The 17,168-nt window shown below is 71.2% G+C and carries 16 protein-coding genes; 6 read left to right on the top strand and 10 right to left on the bottom strand.

Features of this window, described 5'->3' with window-relative positions:
• Window positions 1-37: 37 nt before the first annotated feature.
• The 7 genes from MOTC310_RS16675 to MOTC310_RS16645 form a co-directional block, all read right to left on the bottom strand.
• Entirely contained in the window at window positions 38-334 is a 297-nt protein-coding gene (locus MOTC310_RS16675; protein WP_331302571.1) for a YciI family protein, read from the bottom strand.
• A 13-nt stretch (window positions 335-347) separates the two neighbouring features.
• Window positions 348-632, bottom strand: a complete 285-nt coding sequence (catC, locus tag MOTC310_RS16670; protein WP_331302570.1) for a muconolactone Delta-isomerase — start codon at window positions 630-632, stop codon at window positions 348-350.
• A gap of 163 nt (window positions 633-795) precedes the next feature.
• On the bottom strand, window positions 796-2,430 hold the full coding sequence (locus tag MOTC310_RS16665) for a GMC family oxidoreductase (protein WP_331302569.1): 1,635 nt from the start codon (window positions 2,428-2,430) through the stop codon (window positions 796-798).
• 21 nt (window positions 2,431-2,451) lie between these two features.
• Entirely contained in the window at window positions 2,452-3,261 is an 810-nt protein-coding gene (locus MOTC310_RS16660) for a shikimate dehydrogenase family protein (RefSeq protein ID WP_331302568.1), read from the bottom strand.
• A gap of 41 nt (window positions 3,262-3,302) precedes the next feature.
• On the bottom strand, window positions 3,303-4,109 hold the full coding sequence (fabG, locus tag MOTC310_RS16655) for a 3-oxoacyl-ACP reductase FabG (RefSeq protein WP_331302567.1): 807 nt from the start codon (window positions 4,107-4,109) through the stop codon (window positions 3,303-3,305).
• Window positions 4,110-4,270: 161 nt separating this feature from the next.
• Window positions 4,271-5,998, bottom strand: coding sequence for an acetolactate synthase catalytic subunit (locus tag MOTC310_RS16650; RefSeq protein ID WP_331302566.1), 1,728 nt, complete (start codon window positions 5,996-5,998; stop codon window positions 4,271-4,273).
• The gene (locus MOTC310_RS16645) at window positions 5,998-6,345 is read right to left on the bottom strand and encodes an alcohol dehydrogenase catalytic domain-containing protein (RefSeq protein ID WP_331302565.1); all 348 of its coding nucleotides are present in this window, start codon (window positions 6,343-6,345) and stop codon (window positions 5,998-6,000) included. The genes MOTC310_RS16650 and MOTC310_RS16645 overlap by 1 nt, the downstream gene beginning before the upstream one ends.
• 256 nt (window positions 6,346-6,601) lie before the next feature.
• Here MOTC310_RS16645 and MOTC310_RS16640 point away from each other — a divergent pair, with 256 nt between their 5' ends.
• The 3 genes from MOTC310_RS16640 to MOTC310_RS16630 all read left to right on the top strand — a co-directional run bounded on the left by MOTC310_RS16640 (window position 6,602) and on the right by MOTC310_RS16630 (window position 10,033).
• Window positions 6,602-7,312 (top strand): GntR family transcriptional regulator, encoded by a 711-nt coding sequence (locus tag MOTC310_RS16640; protein WP_331302564.1) that lies wholly within the window; start codon window positions 6,602-6,604, stop codon window positions 7,310-7,312.
• A 215-nt stretch (window positions 7,313-7,527) separates the two neighbouring features.
• Window positions 7,528-7,830, top strand: coding sequence for a hypothetical protein (locus MOTC310_RS16635; RefSeq protein WP_331302563.1), 303 nt, complete (start codon window positions 7,528-7,530; stop codon window positions 7,828-7,830).
• 517 nt (window positions 7,831-8,347) lie between these two features.
• A complete protein-coding gene (locus MOTC310_RS16630; protein WP_331302562.1) occupies window positions 8,348-10,033 on the top strand; it encodes a methyl-accepting chemotaxis protein in 1,686 nt (561 codons plus the stop codon).
• Window positions 10,034-10,043: 10 nt separating this feature from the next.
• On the opposite strand, the gene asd is transcribed toward MOTC310_RS16630, so the two are convergent.
• Window positions 10,044-10,955 (bottom strand): archaetidylserine decarboxylase, encoded by a 912-nt coding sequence (gene asd, locus MOTC310_RS16625; RefSeq protein WP_331302561.1) that lies wholly within the window; start codon window positions 10,953-10,955, stop codon window positions 10,044-10,046.
• Window positions 10,956-10,987: 32 nt separating this feature from the next.
• Between asd and MOTC310_RS16620 the strand changes: the two genes are divergently transcribed.
• A complete protein-coding gene (locus MOTC310_RS16620) occupies window positions 10,988-12,679 on the top strand; it encodes an aminotransferase class III-fold pyridoxal phosphate-dependent enzyme (RefSeq protein ID WP_331302560.1) in 1,692 nt (563 codons plus the stop codon).
• Window positions 12,680-12,719: 40 nt separating this feature from the next.
• Here the strand turns inward: MOTC310_RS16620 and MOTC310_RS16615 are convergent, their stop codons facing one another.
• Complete coding sequence (locus MOTC310_RS16615) at window positions 12,720-13,331, bottom strand: hypothetical protein (protein ID WP_331302559.1); 612 nt, start codon at window positions 13,329-13,331, stop codon at window positions 12,720-12,722.
• Window positions 13,332-13,381: 50 nt separating this feature from the next.
• Window positions 13,382-14,068: a class I SAM-dependent methyltransferase gene (locus MOTC310_RS16610; protein ID WP_331302558.1), complete on the bottom strand. Its 687-nt coding sequence runs from the start codon at window positions 14,066-14,068 to the stop codon at window positions 13,382-13,384.
• Window positions 14,069-14,751: 683 nt separating this feature from the next.
• On the opposite strand from MOTC310_RS16610, the gene MOTC310_RS16605 reads away from it, so the two are divergent.
• Window positions 14,752-15,546, top strand: a complete 795-nt coding sequence (locus tag MOTC310_RS16605) for a lytic murein transglycosylase (RefSeq protein WP_331292020.1) — start codon at window positions 14,752-14,754, stop codon at window positions 15,544-15,546.
• Between the two features lie 229 nt (window positions 15,547-15,775).
• The gene (locus tag MOTC310_RS16600) at window positions 15,776-16,897 is read left to right on the top strand and encodes a tlde1 domain-containing protein (RefSeq protein WP_331302557.1); all 1,122 of its coding nucleotides are present in this window, start codon (window positions 15,776-15,778) and stop codon (window positions 16,895-16,897) included.
• Window positions 16,898-17,168 lie beyond the last annotated feature (271 nt).

Raw genomic sequence — 17,168 nt, 5'->3', positions numbered from 1 at the left:
AGCACCGCCGCTCCTCTCGACCTGCGTTCTCCCGGCCTCAGAGATAGCTGCGGCCGTCGAGGTAGGCCTTGCGCCAGCGCCTGATCTCGACGCGTTCGAAGAGGCCGACCTTGAAGAACGGGTCCGCCTGGATCAGAGCCTCGGCCTCCGCGCGGGTCTCGACGTCGACGACGTACAGGCCGCCGCCGGCATCGCTCCCGTCGTCGTTCAGCTTCGCGCCGCAGGCCAGGAGCCGGTCCTTGATCCGGTCGAGGTAGACGAGATGCTCCGGGCGGTTGGCCTTGCGGAGGTCCAGGCTCCCGGCCTTGTCGAAAGTCTCGATCATGTAGGGCATGGTGTTCGACCCGTCAGTTGGCCGCGATGGCCGAGGGATGCTGCGCCAGCGGCGTCACGCTGATCGCCATGTACGGGTAAAGTGGCAGCGAACTCAGGACCTCGTGAAGCGCGTCGTTGCCGGCCACATCGAAGACACTGTAGTTCGCGTACTGCCCGGCGATGCGCCACAGGTGCCGCCACGTGCCGTCCTGCTGGAGCTTCTGGGCGTAGGCCTTCTCCTCAGCCTTGAGCCGATCCGCCTCCGACCTCGGCAGGGTCGCCGGAATATTGACCTGCATGTGGACCATGTAGAGCATGACGTCGATCCTATACCGCCGGTCTTGCCGAGCGCGCCCGAGTTGATATCTGCTCCCTCGCACAATCCCGGCCGGCGCCGAGACCCGGCCGGGACTGGCACAGAACGGCCGAGGTTGGCGCGGGCCTGCCGTACGCGCCCCGGCGCCCGATGGCCAGACCGGATCAGGCATCGGCCCGGATCAGGTCGGCGGCCTTCTCGGCGATCATGAACACCGCGGCTTGCGTGTTCCCGGAGACGATGCGCGGCATGATCGAGGCGTCCGCCACACGGAGACCGGCGACGCCGTGCACCCGCAGGTCGGGATCCGTCACCGAGCCCGGATCGACGCCCATCCGGCACGTGCCGCAGATGTGGTAGATCGTCTGGCCGTCGCGGCGGGCGAAATCGAGCCAGTCCGAGTCGGTCCGGCAGTCCGGGCCCGGATTGAGCTCGGCCCCGCGGAAACGGTCCATCGGCGCCTGCGCGACGATGGCGCGCGCGATCTTCATGCCCTCGACCATGGCCCGGCGATCCTCCTCGGTGGCGAGGAAATTCGGGCGGATGGCGGGCGGCATGAGCGGGTCGGGCGATGCGGCGTGGATCGTGCCACGCGATTCCGGCCGCAACTGCGTGACGCCGATCGTCATGCCGGGCAGGCGGTCGAGCTTGCGCTCGGCGGCGTTGGCGTAGCTCGCGTGCATGAAGAAGTACTGCACGTCGGGCCCGTCGAGCCCCGGTCGCGTGCGCACGAAGCCGTGGACGAGGCCGGTCCCCAGCGCCAAGATACCTTGCCGCGTCGCGAGGTAGCGCGCCGCCGCCACGCCAAGGCGCAGGCCGCGGGTCTGCTCGTTCAGCGTTACCGGCAGGCGCACGCGCCAGTTCATGCGCGTGCAGTAGTGGTCCATGTAGTTGGCGCCGACGCCGGGGAGCGCGCGCCGCACCGCCACGCCGAGCCCGGCGAGGATCGCCGGGTCGCCGAGGCCGGACAGTTCCAGGATCTGCGGGGTCTGCGCCGCCCCCGCGGCGAGGATCACCTCACCGCGGCAGCGGAACAGCCGCTCGCGCCCGCTGACCAGCGCGGCAACGCCGCACGCCCGATCCCGATCGAAGGCCACCCGCAGGACGTGCGCGTCCGTCACGACGGCGAGGTTCGGACGGGCAAGGGCCGGCCGCAGATAGGCATCCGCGGCGCTGACCCGCCGGCCGCGCCGCTGGTTCACCTGGTAGTAGCCGAAGCCGTCCTGGCTCGCCGCGTTGTAATCGGGATTGCGCGCGTGGCCCGCCGCCAGCGCGGCAGCGATGAAGGCCTCCGCGATCGCGGGTCGCTCGGCGACCTCCGTGAGCGGCAGCGGGCCGCCGCGGGCGCGCAGAGGGCCGGGCGCGCCGTCGTAATCCTCGAGCCTGCGGAAGTAGGGCAGCACGTCCGTGAAGCCCCAGCCGCGGCACCCGGCCTGCGCCCAGGCATCGTAATCCTGCGGCTGCCCGCGCACGTAGATCATGCCGTTGATCAGGGTCGAGCCGCCGAGCCCCTTGCCCCGCGGGACCGCGATCACCCGGCCGCCGGTCGCTTCCTCCGGCTCGGTCCGGAACCGCCAATTGTAGGACGGATGCTGGAGCAGGCGGCTGAACCCGGCGGGGATCGAGACCCAGGGGCTGCGCGCCCGTCCCCCGGCCTCGAGCAGCAGCACCCGGTGCGTCCCGGATTCGGTCAGGCGGCTGGCCAGGACGCAGCCCGCCGTGCCGCCGCCCACGATCACGTAGTCGAACTCGCCCGCCGCGGCGGCGTCGGTGTCGGCCGGTCCCGAGGTCTGCGACACGGTTCCCCCCAGATCCGGCCTTCAAAGCGCGCCCATATGGCGGGCCATCAGGTCGATCTGGCACTCCAGCATCGGCCGGCCCTTCTGGATGCGGCAGCCCGCTGCCAGCGCGGCCGCGAGCAGCGGCGTCGTCTCCGGATCCATGATCGCCTCGGCGACGAACTGGCCGGCGTGGAGCGCGGCCAGATCGAAGGGAGCGGCGTCCTGCGGGCGCATCCCGAGCGACGTGCCGTTGACGAGGAGGTCGTGCTCCGCCTGGACGCCCTCCGCGGCGACCGCGAGGGCGGGATAGGCGGCGCGCAATCGCGCGACCAGCGCCGCGGCGCGGTCGGCGGTGCGGTTCAAGATCGTCAGGCGCGCGACGCCCGCTTCCGCCAGCGCGAAGGCGACGGCGCTCGCGGCACCGCCGGCGCCCGCGAGAGCCGCGCTCCGGCCGCTCGGATCCAGGCCCGAGCCGCGCAAAGCCTCGACGAAGCCGATCCCGTCCAGCATCGTGCCGACCATGCGCCCGTCCGCCTCCCGCCGGACGCAGTTGACGGCCCCGATCTGCTCGGCCTCGCGGGTGAGCGCGTCGCACAGGCCGGCCATCGCCGTCTTGTGCGGCACGGTGGCGATGAAGCCGCCGAAGTTGCGCAGGTGCTTCAGCCCGTCCATCACGGCAGCGAGGCCGTCCGCCGTCACGTGCAGCGGGACGAGGACGCCATCCACGCCGTGACGGGCGAAGAGCGCCCCCATCACCTCGGGCGCCTTCACGTGGTGGATCGGGTCCGCCAGGATCCCGTAGACCCGGGTTCGTCCGGTGATCCCGGCCGCGGTGACCGCGCTGTTCATGGCCGTTTTCCTGTCCATCGACTGTCCCGACCGGCTCCGGCTCACGTCATGTACAGGCCGCCGGCGACGTCGACGGTCTGGCCGGTGACGAAGCTCGCTTCGGCGGAGGTCAGGTAGAGGGCCAGATCCGCGACCTCCTCAGGGGCGCCGAGGCGGCCCATCGGGGTCAGGCGAACCTGTTCGTCGTTGACGGCGCGGCCGACCGCCCGGACCATCGGCGTCTCGATGCGGCCCGGCGCGATGGCGTTGACGCGGATGCCGAACGGCCCGAGCTCGGCCGCGAGGTGCTTGGTGAGGCCGATGAGGCCCGCCTTCGAGGCCGCGTAGTGGCAGGCAACGATCGGCGAGTGGGTCTTGCCCGCGACCGAGGACAGGTTAACGATCCAGCCGCGGCCGGCCGCGCGCATCGCCGGCGCCAGCGCGCGGACGGTGTTGAACGCTCCCGTCAGGTTGACCGCGACGACGCGGTTCCACTCGGCCGGATCCATCTCCCAGACCCTGCGGGCTTCCCCGCCGTGCTTGGGCGAGATGCCGGCATTGTTGACGACCGTGTCGAACGCGCCGCCCATCGCGGCGGCGGCCTCCGACAGGGCCGCCGCGACCGCCGGATAATCGGCGACGTCGAGGTGCATCGGCAGGGCGCGGCCGCCCGCATCAGCGATGGCCGCGACCGTCGCCGCGACGTCGTCCGGGTTCACGTCGGCGACGCCCACAAGGGCCGCGCGCGCACCGAAGCCCTCGGCGATCGCCCGGCCGATTCCGCGGCCGGCGCCGGTGACGAGGACGCGCCGCCCGGCGTGGCTCGGGCGCCGCGCGATCGCGTCCGGGTTCGACTGTCGCTCGGTCATCTCAGATCTCCAGATCGGGCGCCGCACGGAGTCGTCGTCAGGCAGGGCCGCGAAATTCGGTACGAGGGCGGCGCGCGCGCACCGGAACTGACATCGTCTCCTGCCGTGACGGTCGTCGACCCGGCGCTTCGCGCGCCTTCCCGCCGGGCCGGTCGGCGGCATCAGTAGGCAAGCGCGTCCTTGCCCTCGAAGCTGGTGATCGGCGGGTAGGCGCGCTGGTCGGTGATCACGTCGATCACCGTCACGGAGCCGCTGGCGAGCGCGTCGCGCAGCGCCGGGGCGAGGTCCGCGGGGCGCTCCACGCGCGTCCCGACGCAGCCGCAGGCCCGCGCGATCGCGGCATGGTCCACCGCCTCGAAATCGCAGGCGTCGGTGAAAGCGTCGAACAGGCTCAGCTCCGCGTGCTTCTGATAGCCGAGGATCTGATTGTTGAGGACGACGACGACGACCGGAAGCCGCATGCGCCGCGCCGTTTCCAGCTCCGACCAGACATGGCCGAAGCCGCCGTCCCCGGTCACGCAGATCACGGGCGCCTCCGGGCGCGCCGCCTTGGCGCCCAGTGCGAAGGGCAGACCCCAGCCGAGGCCGGCGATGCCGCGCGGCGTCAGGAAGCGCTGCCCGGATTCCCGCGCCGTGAGGAAGTTCGCGACCCAGATCGACGCGTAGCTCGCGTCGGCGACGACGACGGTCTCGCCGTGCGTCACCGCGTCGATCTCGGCCATGATCCGTTCGGGGCGGATCGGCACGGCCTCCATGTCGACCAAGCGGGCCACGTCGGCGGCATGGGCCTCGCGGGCGCGGGCGATGGTGTCCGCGAGCGCCGCGCGGCGGCCCTCCGGTCCCGAGAGATCACGCTGCCGCAGCGCCTCGGCGAGGGCGGCGAGGGTCAGCTTGGCGTCGCCGACGAGGCGCAGCGCCTCGTAGTTGCGCCCAACTTCGCCCCCGTCGATGTCGAGATGGATGAACCGGGCGCCCGCCGGGTAGAGCGACCAGCTGTCGGTACCGTTCTGGTTGGTGCGGTTGCCCACGAGCAGGACGACATTGGCCTCCGTGACGAGCGCGCGCAGATGGGCCGACCGCCCCCGAGGCGCCATGAAGTAGCCGACGACGCCGACGGAGAGCGGATCGGTCTCGGCGACGGCGCCTTTGCCCATCACCGTGGTGGCGACCGGCAGTCCGAGCGTCTGGAGGGCAGCGAGCTCCGGGTAGGCACCGGAAGAGTGGACGCCGCCGCCCGCGATCACGAGCGGGCGCTGCGCCCCGGCGATCAGGTCCGCGGCCTGCGCGATCCTGGCCGGATCAGCGACCGCGCGGTCGAGGGGGTAGGTGCCGAGGCTGGCCGAACGGCGCGGCGCCCAGGTCTCGGAACCGGGTCGCTCGTCGAGCAGGTCGAGCGGGACCAGCAGCACCGCCGGGCCGGGGCGACCGGAGGCCGCCGCGGCGAAGGCCATGTCGACGTAGTCGTCGATGCGCTCGGCGACCGCGACACGGCGGACCCATTTGGCGACGCCCGAGAACAGGGCGAAATGGTCGAGCTCCTGGAAGGCGTTCCGGTCTGTGAAGCGGCGGTGGACATCCTGGACGATCGCCACGGCCGGTACGGACGCCTTCAACGCTTCCGCAAGGCCCGGCACCAGCAGGGTGGCGGCGGGGCCGTTCTGGGCCGCGACCACCGCGACCCGGCCCGAGATCCGCGCGTAGGCGTCGGCCATCGCGGCACCGGCATTCTCGGTACGGTAGCCGATCTGGCGGATGCCGTGATGCGGCGCGGCCAGGAACAGGGCCGAGGGGATGCTCTGGCCGAACACGTCGCGGACCCCGTGCCGGTGGAGCGCGGCAGCGAGGACATGGGCGCCGGTCATGTTGGCGCGCTCGGACAGCTTGGACATCAACGGCTCCCTCGCACGGCGCCGCCCATCGACAGGACGCACTGCCCGACCCGCTGGCCGACCTTCACGGGGGCATGGGCCTCGGCGCCCCCGTCGAACGGGAACGCGGACTCGATCGCCGGCCGCGCCCGGCCTTCCGCGCGCAGTGGCAGGACGTGATCGGCGAGGGCGCCGGCGTACCGGCCGCCGACCGGCCTGCCCTGGCAATTCCGCGGCCGGCCGGCGGCGCGGGCGGCGCACGGCACCGTCGGCCGGCAGGTGACGCGATCCTCCACGGCCAGCGCGGTCACGTCGCCTTCCACCGGCGGGACCGTCCCGGCGAACCCGTGGGGGAGGGTGACCGGCATGAAGGGATTGACGAACCGGGAGCGCGGCGCCTGCACGAGGCGTGCACGTCGGGGCCGCAGATGCCGGGGGCGGCAACCGTGATGGGCACGCGGCCAGCGACCGGAATGGCCGCCGCGTCGACGTGACCGAGGTCCGCCCCGAACGCGACCGTCGCCTTGCGCAACGCGAGCATTTCCGTCCCCTGCCCGTCGCCGGCGCGAGCCGTCGACGCAGTTCGTTATTTGTTATAACAAACATCCAACGGCGGGGAGGAATATGTCAAGCGCTTCGGCGTCTGAACCGGACGGCGGCGACGTACTGCCGGACTGGGTCCGTCCGCTCGTCAAGGAGAGCCTGAGCGAGCGCGCCTATCGCGAGCTGCGCGTCGCCCTGATGCGCGGGCAGCTCCGACCGGACACGCGCCTGCGTCTCCGACCGATGTCGGCCCGGTTCGGCATCAGCGCGACACCCATGCGCGAGGCCCTGCTCAGGCTCGTGGCCGAGAAGGCGCTGGCACTCGATGCACGCGGCAGCGTCGTCGTGCCCCGGCTGACCCTCGATCAGCTCCTCGAGATCCGGGCGATCCGCACCGATCTCGAGGGTCGTGCCGCCGCGGCGGGTGCGGCCGGGCGCGCGGCCGAGATCGACGCGCTGGACGCGATCCACGCGCGGATCTCGCTCTGCCACGCGAGCCGCGACTTCGCGCGCGCGGTGAACCTCAACACCGAGTTTCATCTGACGCTGTGCAGACTCGGGCAGATGCCGATCCTGTACGAGATCGTCGAGTTGCTGTGGGTGCGTTGCGGCCCGATACTCTCGCACCTCTACGACGACGGCGTCCCGGACTGGGAGCCGCACCCCCATCGGCGCATCATCGACGCCTTGCGCCGCGGCGACCCGGAGGCGGCCCGGGACGCGGTGCGCGAGGATATCGAACGCGGCGGGAGGGGCTTGTTCGCCCATGTCCGCGCGGCCGCCGCCGGATGAATTCCGCTCACGGCGGTCCGCCGATCAGGAGATCGCGCGGCTGAAACAGTACTGCGCCTGGATAGCTATGTCCTCATCCGGGGTGGCGGCCAGAACCGTGCGGATAAGGCCGCACGAATCCCCGACCGCAGCCTCGCGCCCAAACTCGTCTCGTCGCTCCGCAGCGCGGTGCGGCGGGCAGTTGCCGAATGCCGAAGTGCGGCTATCCTGCGCCGATGCGCACAGAACTCGCCGTGCTCGCTCTGGTCGTCGCCGGCACGGGAGCGCACGCTCAGCAGCAGCTTCCGACCGTTCCTGAACTGCTGACGGCCGAGGCGAAGGCCGCGCGAGCCTGTGAAGGCGCCGGAGATCCGGCCATCACCCGCGAGCAGTGTCGGCTTCGCGATCGGCTGAGCGGGCGCTTGGCGCAGGCGGGCTATTGCTGGGGCCGCAAGGGGCAGGCGGAGGAGAAGAAGGAGTGGCACGCGTGCCAGCCGGACTCGATCTACGAGGATGACATCGAGGCGGTGCAGCGCTGAGGGTACGCGTCCGCTCGGCGCTGCAGCCTCGCCATCACCGGGTCAAACGACGGACTCAGGCGGCCATCGCTCGATCGGGGTCGCGAGCACGGTCCAGGGCAGCGACACCACCGTCTGCGCGATGAGCACTGTCTCGCGGAGCCGCCTGTCTCATCCTTCGGCGCCGCCCGGCCTTTTCGGCCACCGCCATTGCGTCCTGCGGATGGGGCCGCCGCTCAGATCACCTTCTTCTGTTGCGTGCCTGTTGGTGGGGCGCCAGTCCGACAGCATCGGGTAATCCGAACCGGCTCGATCTCGCACCCATCGTCTGCGACGCCGCACCCAAGACATCGGATTATAGATCGAGATGTTTTCCCGGCTCGTTTCGCCTATTAGAGGCTATTCTCGAAACATTGTTCGAGATTTATCCCATAGTTAGCAGCTTATGGCAAAAAGATCAGACCACCCAAAGCCTCGAAGAAAAATTTGGAAACCCTTCTGCGAGCTGTTAAACCGCCATCGTTGCCCGAGTCTGACAATGATACGGTCACTATCGATGAATATCACGATAAAAGGAAGGATTATAGGCCTTCTCACCGCGCTCACCTCACTTCTCGTGATATCAGCCGGTCTGGGCAACTATGCGGTCTACGAGAACTCCAGAGCTCTCGAATCGATCTACGCCGACAGGATCATGCCGCTCAGCCAGTTCGGCGCGATGCGCGATGCCTTCGACGCCATTCTGAGGGCCGCGCGCCGCTACGAGGGCCACGACATCAAGGCTGCCGAAGCCGCAACGATCCTCGACCGCGAGATGGCACGGGCGAAGAAGGCATGGGCCGCCTACCTCACCACGTATCTGACACCCGAAGAGCAGCGGCTCGTCGCGGGCCTCAAGCCGCAGATCGATCGGAACACGGAGCTCGTCGGTGGCCTAGAACGCGCCCTGGCGACCGGGGACCTCGCCGCCGTGAACGCGGTTCGGAACGAGCTGATCCGCGCGATGGCTCCGACGGCGGAGGGCATCGGCCAGCTGTCCGACCTGCAGGTTCGTGAGGCCCGCGCCGCGTACGAACGCGCGGACGCGATGGCGCAGCACCTGCGTTTCCTGCTCGTCGCCACGGTCGTCGGCGCAGCCCTCGCGGTCGGGTACGGCATCCGCGTGATCCTCCTCCAGGTCACCCGCCCGATCGGCAGGACGACCGAGACGATGACCCGCCTGGCTTCGGGCGACCTCGACGCGGAGATCGACGGCGCGCACCGCCGCGACGAGATCGGAGCGATGCTCAGGGCCGTTCAGGTCTTCAGGGAAGCACTCGTCGCGACGCGCGCGGCGGATGCGGCCGCCGCCGCCGAGGCGGCGGTGAAGGCACGCCGCGCCGAGACCCTGGACCGCGCCACGCAGACGTTCCGCGCCCAGGTGGAGCGCCTGACGAACGCGCTGACCAGCAGCGCTGCGGCCATGGAAGCCGCCGCCGCGACCCTGGATCGCAATGCCGGGCAGACCGCGACGCAGCTGCTCCAAGTCTCCTCGGCGGCCGAGCAGACCTCGGTCAACGTGCAGACCGTTGCGGCGGCCAGCGAGCAGATGGCGACGTCGATCGGGGTCATCAACGGCCAGATCGCGCGGTCCTCGGACATGGCCCGGCGCGCGGCGTCCGAGGCGACGGAGACGAACACCCTCGTGATGAGCCTCGCCGACGGAGCCGAGCGGATCGGGACTGTGATCAGCCTGATCGCCGGCATCGCCGCGCAGACGAACCTGCTCGCGCTCAACGCCACGATCGAGGCGGCCCGGGCGGGCGCGGCCGGCCGCGGCTTCGCGGTCGTCGCCACCGAGGTGAAGGAGCTTGCGGCGCAGACCGTCCGGGCGACGGAGACGATCTCCGCTCAGGTCGCGGCCATCCAGAAGGAGACGCATCGCGCCGTCGACGTCATCCAGGCGATCACCGCCGCGGTCCTGGACCTTCGGGCCATCGCGACGAGCGTCGCGGCCTCGATGGAAGAGCAGGAGGCGGTCACCCAGGAGATCGTGCGGAATGTCGGCCAGGCCGCCGACGGCACGCAGGCGGTCACGGTCACGATCGGGACCATCACGCAGGCCGCGGGGGAGACCGGCCGGACCGCGGCCGCAGTTCTCGGGGCGGCCTCCGCCCTCTCGCGGCAATCCGAGTCCCTGAACGCGGCCGTCGCGGAGTTCCTGGCGGCGGTGCAGGATGCCTGAGGAGGCAGGCTCAGCGGCCGGGCGACCCGGGAAGCGGCGGCAGGCGCATCAGTGGCGCGCCGACCCGCAGGATTGACCCGACGTTGAGCCCCGGGCAGAGCGCGAAGCCCGGCGGCGCCAGCACCACGATGGTGGAGCCGTGCTCGAACCAGCCCATCTCCGCGCCCTTCGCCAGAGGCGCCGCGGTGGGGATGGTCCGGCCGCCAGTCTCGCGCAGGGCGAGCCCCTCGGGCAGGAAGCCGAGGCGCAGCCCGGCAACCAGGATGGCCGCCACCGGAACCAGCGTCACGGCGTGCCCGCCTTCCGCGAGGCGCAACCGCACGATCGCGCGCTCGTTCCGGCAGAACAGCGCCTCGACCCGCTTCAGGGCGATCGGGTTCACGTTCCAGGTGTCGCCCCAGATGTGCCGAACCGACTCGACGCGCAGGTCGTGCGGGGCGTGGAAGCGATGGTACATGCCGGCCGTCAGGCGCAGGGTGGCGTAGCAGCCCCCCTCGTGGGCGCGCGCCAGCGCGAGGTCCCCGCCCAGCAGCTCGGCCAGCGGGTAGGGCAGGCCCTTGATCTGGAACAGGCGGCCGGCCTCGATGCGGCCATGGGCCCCCAGGATCGCGTCGCTGGGGCTCGTGAGCAACGCGGGATCGGCCGCGATCGGTCGGGCACCGGGGCGCAGGGCCCGCACGAAGGCGGCGTGGAGACTGGGGAAGCGCGTCTCCTGCGCGTCCCGGAGGTCGACGTCGCAGAACAGCCGCCAAGTCGCGATCGAGAGGTCGCGGATCAGCGGCTGCTCGATCCGGCTGAACCAGCCCATGAACCGGGTCGCGAGCCGTCGCGGCAGGCGGTTCGTCAGCAGGAAGTTGAGATCCTCCTGCGCGCCGACCCGCGCCAGGATTGTCCGCAGCCGGGATCCGGAAACCGTCATCATGCCGTGAACCGTCTCCGGTAGGGCGCGGGGCGATGTCCGCGCTCCTCGCCACCCTGTCCGCCACCGCCGCCGCCGCGGTCCTCGCCCTGCCGCGCGTGGCCGAGCGCCTGCAACTCTCGCGGGCGAAGCATCGCTCGCTGACCGGCCACGCCCGCATGGCCCGGCGCGTCGCCGGCCTGATCCCGCACTATTCCTATTCGGAGCGGTCCTTCTTCCGCTCGGACGATCCGGACGAGGCGGTAGCGCGCCGGCGCGAGGCCGGCTTCGGGCGGCTCTCGGACCTGTTCCGTGCGCGCTTCGCCAGGACACGGGCCGAGACCGAGGCGGTTCGCGACGGGCTCTCGGACCTCCAGTTCACCGGGCTCTACCGGGTGCCGTTCCAGTACGCCCGGCACGTGCGCGCGCATCTCGGCACCGGCGCCTTCGCGGCCGCCGCCGCAGGCGTGACCGTCACGGATCTCGACGGCAACGTCTTCTACGATCTCGCCGGCTCCTACGGCGTCAATCTCCTCGGCGTCGACTTCTACCGCGCCTGCCTGGAGGAGGGCGCCGCGCGGGTCTCGCCTCTCGGGCCCGTGCTCGGGCCGCTGCACCCGGTGGTCACCGGCAACGTCGCGCGGCTGAAGGCGATCTCGGGCCTCGACGAGGTCTCGTTCCACATGTCGGGCACCGAGGCGGTGATGCAGGCGGTCCGGCTCGCCCGGTACCATACCGGCCGCCGCCGGATTGTGCGGTTCTGCGGCGCCTATCACGGCTGGTGGGGCGAGGTGCAGCCCGGCATCGGCAACCCGGTCCCGACCCGCGACACGATCACCCTGGCCGACATGTCCGAACGGACGCTGCGGGTGCTCGCCTCCCGGCGGGACGTCGCCTGCGTCCTCGTCAACCCGCTGCAGGCCCTGCACCCGAATGCCGGAGCCCCGGCCGACTCGGCGCTGGTCGACAGCGGCCGCAGGGCGTCCTTCGACCGCGCCGCCTACACCCGGTGGCTCCGCGATCTCCGGGCCGTGTGCAGCGCCCGGGGCATCGTCCTGATCCTCGACGAGATCTTCCTCGGCTTCCGCCTCGCCCGCGGCGGCGCGCAGGACTATTTCGGCCTGCGCGCCGACATGGTCACCTACGGCAAGACCCTCGGTGGCGGCCTGCCCGTCGGCGTCCTGTGCGGGCGCGCCGACCTGATGCGCCGGTACCGCGACGACCGACCGGTCGACATCTGCTTCGCCCGCGGCACCTTCAACGCCCATCCCTACGTGATGGGCGCGATGGCGGCGTTCCTCGACCGGCTGGACAGCCCGGAAGTCGCCGCACGCTACGCCGACCTCGACGCGACCTGGGATGCGCGCGCGCAGCACCTCAACGCCCGGCTGGCGCAGGCCGACCTGCCGGTACGGGTCGCCAACATGTCGACGGTGTGGACGGTCCTGTACACCAAGCCGTCGCGCTACAATTGGATGCTGCAATTCTACCTTCGCGCCGAGGGGCTGGCCCTGTCGTGGGTCGGGACCGGCCGGATGATCTTCAGCTTCGCCTACGACGACGCGACCTTCGAGTCCGTCGCGACGCGCTTCGTGGCGGCGGCACAGGCCATGCGGGCGGATGGCTGGTGGGAGGGCGGAGCGCCGAGCGACAGGGCGATCCGCCGGTCGATCCTGCGGGAGGTCGCGGCGGTCCGCCTGGGCGGGCTCGGCACCCGCCTGGGTCTGCGAGCCCCCGATCAAGGCTGATGCGGCGCGCCGGGCAACGGGTCCGGCGCGCCGGTCCGGCTCAGGCGCCGCGCTCGTGCGGCTCCTGCTCCTCGACCAGCTCGCCGTGCAGAAGCGCCAGCGGCGCCTTGTGATAGAGTTTGATGTCGTGGAACGGGTCCGTGAGGATCTTGGTGACCCAGACGAGGCCCGTCTGGACGTCGCGCTGGACGAAGAGCTGCACCATCCGGAACAGCAGGCCGGCCAGCGCCAGCCACAGCCAGATCCAGCCGACGTTGCGGATCAGGTCCGCGGTGCTCTGATGCGGCGAGATCAGGCCGAAGAGGCTCGGATCGAAGTAGAGCGGCAGGGGCGACACGGCCCAGATCGCCAGGAGGACGACCTTGCGCTGCAAGTTGTAGCCGACCTTGATCTCCTCCTTGTGCTCGTGGGTCGCGTCGTTGACGTGGTCGTAGCCCTTGGGCTCGAAGAACAGGTGGCCGGCCTGCCGGGACGTCATCGCCACCAGCCAGCCGATCAGAGCCGCCGTGGCCGGGTCCTTGAATGCCAGCGCGTACGCCACCAGGAAGCTGATCGCGCTCACCACGTGCAAGCTCTGGTTGACGCGGTTGTGGTGGTAATAGCGGTGGTCGTCCCAGCGCTGGATGCGCAGCGCCTCCAGAAAGCTCGCCATGATGTGCGTCCCCGATCGAAGGTTGTGAGCTGGTCGAAGCTGAATCGCGCTCACGCGGCGCGCTTGCGCAGGCGGAGCAGCGAGAAGTGGCCGAGCGGCGGGAGCGCCCGGCGCTCGACGAGTTCCACCGGCGCGCCGGTCGCCCAGGTTGCGTAGCGGTGCCAGGCGAACTCTGTCCGCCAGCCGAGGCGGCTCGTCACCGGCATGAGAGCGCGCTCCACCGCGCGCCGCAGGCCGGCCTCGGCGCCGATCCGCGTGGTGATCACGATCTCGCCGCCGGGCCGCAGCACCCGGGCGAACTCGTCCAGCGCCGCCTCGGGATCGGGGACCGCCGTGACGACGTACTGGGCCACCACCACGTCGAAGGAGTCGTCCGGGAAGTCCAGGTGCTCGGCGTCCATCACGGCGAGGCGCTCGACGTTGCGCAGGCGCAGCCGCGCCACGCGCTGGCGCGCCTTCTCCAGCATGGGTGCCGAGATATCGATGCCGACGATGCTGCGGGCGTGCCGGTAGGCGGGTAGCGACAGGCCCGTGCCGACACCGACTTCGAGGATCCGGCCGCCGACCCGTTCGGCGGCCGCCGCCGCCAGGGTGCGGCCCTGGGCGAAGACCGGCCCGAAGACCAGATCGTAGACCGGGGCCCAGCGGCCGTAGGCCTTGGCGACGCCATCGCGGTCGAGATCGGGCTCGAGCGTGCCCGCGCGCGAGGAACCGGTGTCATGCATTCCGAGGGCCATGGGCGTCCTGTCTCGCTGTCGGCTAGGTCGGCGCAGCGGCGGCCCGCTCCGACCGTCGGTTGCAGGTTCGGGGAGGGCATCCCGGGTCCGGTCCACGGCCCCGCGCGTTCGCGCCGGCCGGACCTCGGCCCGCCGAAGGGCTCGCGCACGCTCCGGCCCCGGCGCCCGGAGAACGCCGGGCGGCGACTTGCGCCGCGAACCGTTCAGGAGGGGCGGAGGCGCGGGAGGCGGAATCTCGATGCATGCCACGCCGCCCGGACCATCAACGACCCCACGCCGTCTCTTCGCCGAAGTCTTTCCGCCGGCAAAGCTATGTCCATCGCTTGACAATCTTGTGACAGATCGCCCAAATCCGCCGACATGCACTCAGTTGGCCGGCAAAATACACATCTTAGACGCGATCGATCTATCAGAACCTGAGTTTAGTCGGTCCGACGAGCTGCCTGATCTTGGCCGGTCCGGGGCCGCGCGGCCGCGGAGCGGCTCGCCGCTCACGCGGTGTTCACGATGCTCCGAACGCTTCGCCGTGGCGGCCTCGTCGCAGATCCCGAGATGCGCGATGATTTGACGGCGGCGAGCCGCACGGTCGCGTCTTCGACATCTTCTCGCCCTGATATCGACGAGATGTGACCCGGTATCCCCAGCAGGACAGGGCGCGACGACGCGCCGAAGGAGTGTTTCGCGTGATCGAGAATTTGCGGCGTCAGACCATCGTGGTCGCGGCCATCGCCGGGATCGCCCTCAGCGCCGGGCAGGCGCAGGCCGCGCAGTGCGGCAACACCGCGGCCGGTTTCGATGCGTGGAAGCGGCAATTCGCGGAGGAGGCGCGCGGCCGGGCCAGCGCGGCCAGCCTCGCGGCGCTGCAGAACACCACCTACTCGACCGCCACCATCTCGGCGGACCGGGGACAGCACAGCTTCAAGCTGTCGCTCGACCAGTTCCTCGCCAAGCGCGGCGGCCCGACCATCGTGAAGCGCGGCCGCGCCCTGAAGCATCAGAACGCGGCCCTGTTCGACTCGATCGAGCAGCGCTACGGCGTCCCGCCCGGCCCGCTCCTGGCGATCTGGGGCATGGAGACGGGCTTCGGCGCCGTGCGCGGCAACGTCAACACGCTCTCCGCGGTGGCGACGCTCGCCTACGATTGCCGCCGCTCCGAATACTTCACGGACCAGCTCTACGCCGCGCTGACCCTGGTCGATCGCGGGCTCCTGACGCCGAGCACCCGCGGCGCGGCGCACGGCGAGGTTGGGCACACCCAGTTCCTGCCGAAGAACGTGCTGGCCTACGGTACCGGCGACCTCAACAACGTGGGAGCGGCCCTGTCGTCCACGGCTAACTTCCTCAAGGCTCATGGCTGGCGGGCCGGCGCGGGCTACCAGCCCGGCGAGCCGAACTTCGCGGCGATCCAGGGCTGGAACGCGGCCCCGGTCTACGAGAAGGCCATCGCGCTGCTCGGACGTCAGATCGACAACGATTAGCAGTATCTCGGCCGCTAATAGGCCGATAAGAACCACGAAGATTGCGGCGGCGCGCCCGAAAATGGTCTCGATCGGGCCAGGATCGATCATCGCGTCGCCCCAGAAAAGCCGGCCCGACCCCGCTGTCTCGCTCTGAGCGGGGTCGGTCCGCCCGCCGCGATTCCTCCGCCTGTCCGGAGGGCGGCAGCCGGCACGCCCCGCCTCGCGACGAGGAGCATGGGCAACCGCGATGGCTGTCGAATCCGTGCCGCTGGACGGCCCCAAGATCCGGAACGCGCGCAACACCTGGATCGCGCCCCTGACGGTGCTGACCGGCGCCGTGACGATGGCCGTCCTCGGGGGCAGCGTCCTGCATCGCGCACCGGCCCCGGCGATCGGTATCGAGAGCGCCCGGACGGACGCGCCGACGGCCGCGCCGGGTGCGGAGGACAGGGCGGAGACCGCCGCCGCCGAACCGGGGTCCACCGAATCGCCCGAGACCGGCCGCGAGACCGTCGGCGATCTCCCCTCACGCTGGGCCTGGAACCAGATCGCTCCGCCTGCGCTGACGCCCGAACCCGCTCCCCAAGGTGGCGCCGAAGCCGGCTCCCAGCCCGGTACGCAGTCCGCCGAGACGCCGCCCAGCGCGATGGTGGTTCCGCTGCCGATCCCGCGCCCGCCCGAATTCCGCGCGCCCGCGGGCCAGGGATTCGCCCGGCGGTCCGAGCGGCGCATGGCGCGCCGCGTTCTGCCGCCCGCGGTGCAGCCCGCGCCCCAGCCCGAGGAGCGCTCATTCCTCGAGAAACTCTTCGGCATCGAGCGCGGACCGGCGCTGGCCTACACGGCGCTGGAGAGCAAGCCGGCCGACGTCGCGCCACCGCCGCAGCGCGTCTCGCCGCCGCTGGCCCTTTCTCGGGAGCCGAGCGCCACGGCCGGAATCGCGGTCTACAACATCGCCGCCAAGACCGTGACCCTGCCGAACGGCGAGCGCCTGGAGGCCCATTCCGGTCTCGGCGAGGGTCTGGACGATCCTCGACTCGTCAATGTGCGGATGCGCGGGCCGACGCCGCCCGCCACCTACGACCTCACCGAGCGAGAGCGGCCGTTCCACGGTGTGCGGGCGATCCGCCTCACGCCGGTCGGCGGCAACGAGGCGGTCTATGGCCGCGTCGGCCTGCTGGCGCACACCTACATGCTGGGCCCGCGCGGCGATTCGAACGGCTGCGTGTCGTTCCGCGACTACGACCGGTTCCTCCAGGCCTTCCTGCGCGGCGAGGTTCAGCGCCTGGTGGTGGTCAGCGGCACGCAGGATCGGCTGCCGAGCCTCGCTGCCGGCACGGTCACGACCCGGATGGCCCGCAACGGCGGCTGAGGACGGTTGGCCCGCGGCGACGACCGGAGCACTGCGGGTCGACCAGCACTGCTCGTGCCCAGCTTGGACGCCGCAGCGCCGGCCGGCAGATCGCGGCGGCGGCGCGTCCCGGCGCCGCAGCAAGCGAGTCCTGGGTCCAGACCATGCCCGCCCGATGATCGGCCGCCCCGGCAATCCGCGCCGTCCTGGCGCTTCCCCGTCTTCTGGCCATCGACCGGGCCCAGGCCGCGTCCGCACCGGACAATGTCGGGGCGGCCTTGGTCGGCGCCGG

The sequence above is a fragment of the Methylobacterium oryzae genome, assembly GCF_036441375.1.
GTDB classification, from domain to species: Bacteria; Pseudomonadota; Alphaproteobacteria; order Rhizobiales; family Beijerinckiaceae; genus Methylobacterium; species Methylobacterium oryzae_A.
This window is presented reverse-complemented; position numbering and strand designations above follow the sequence as displayed.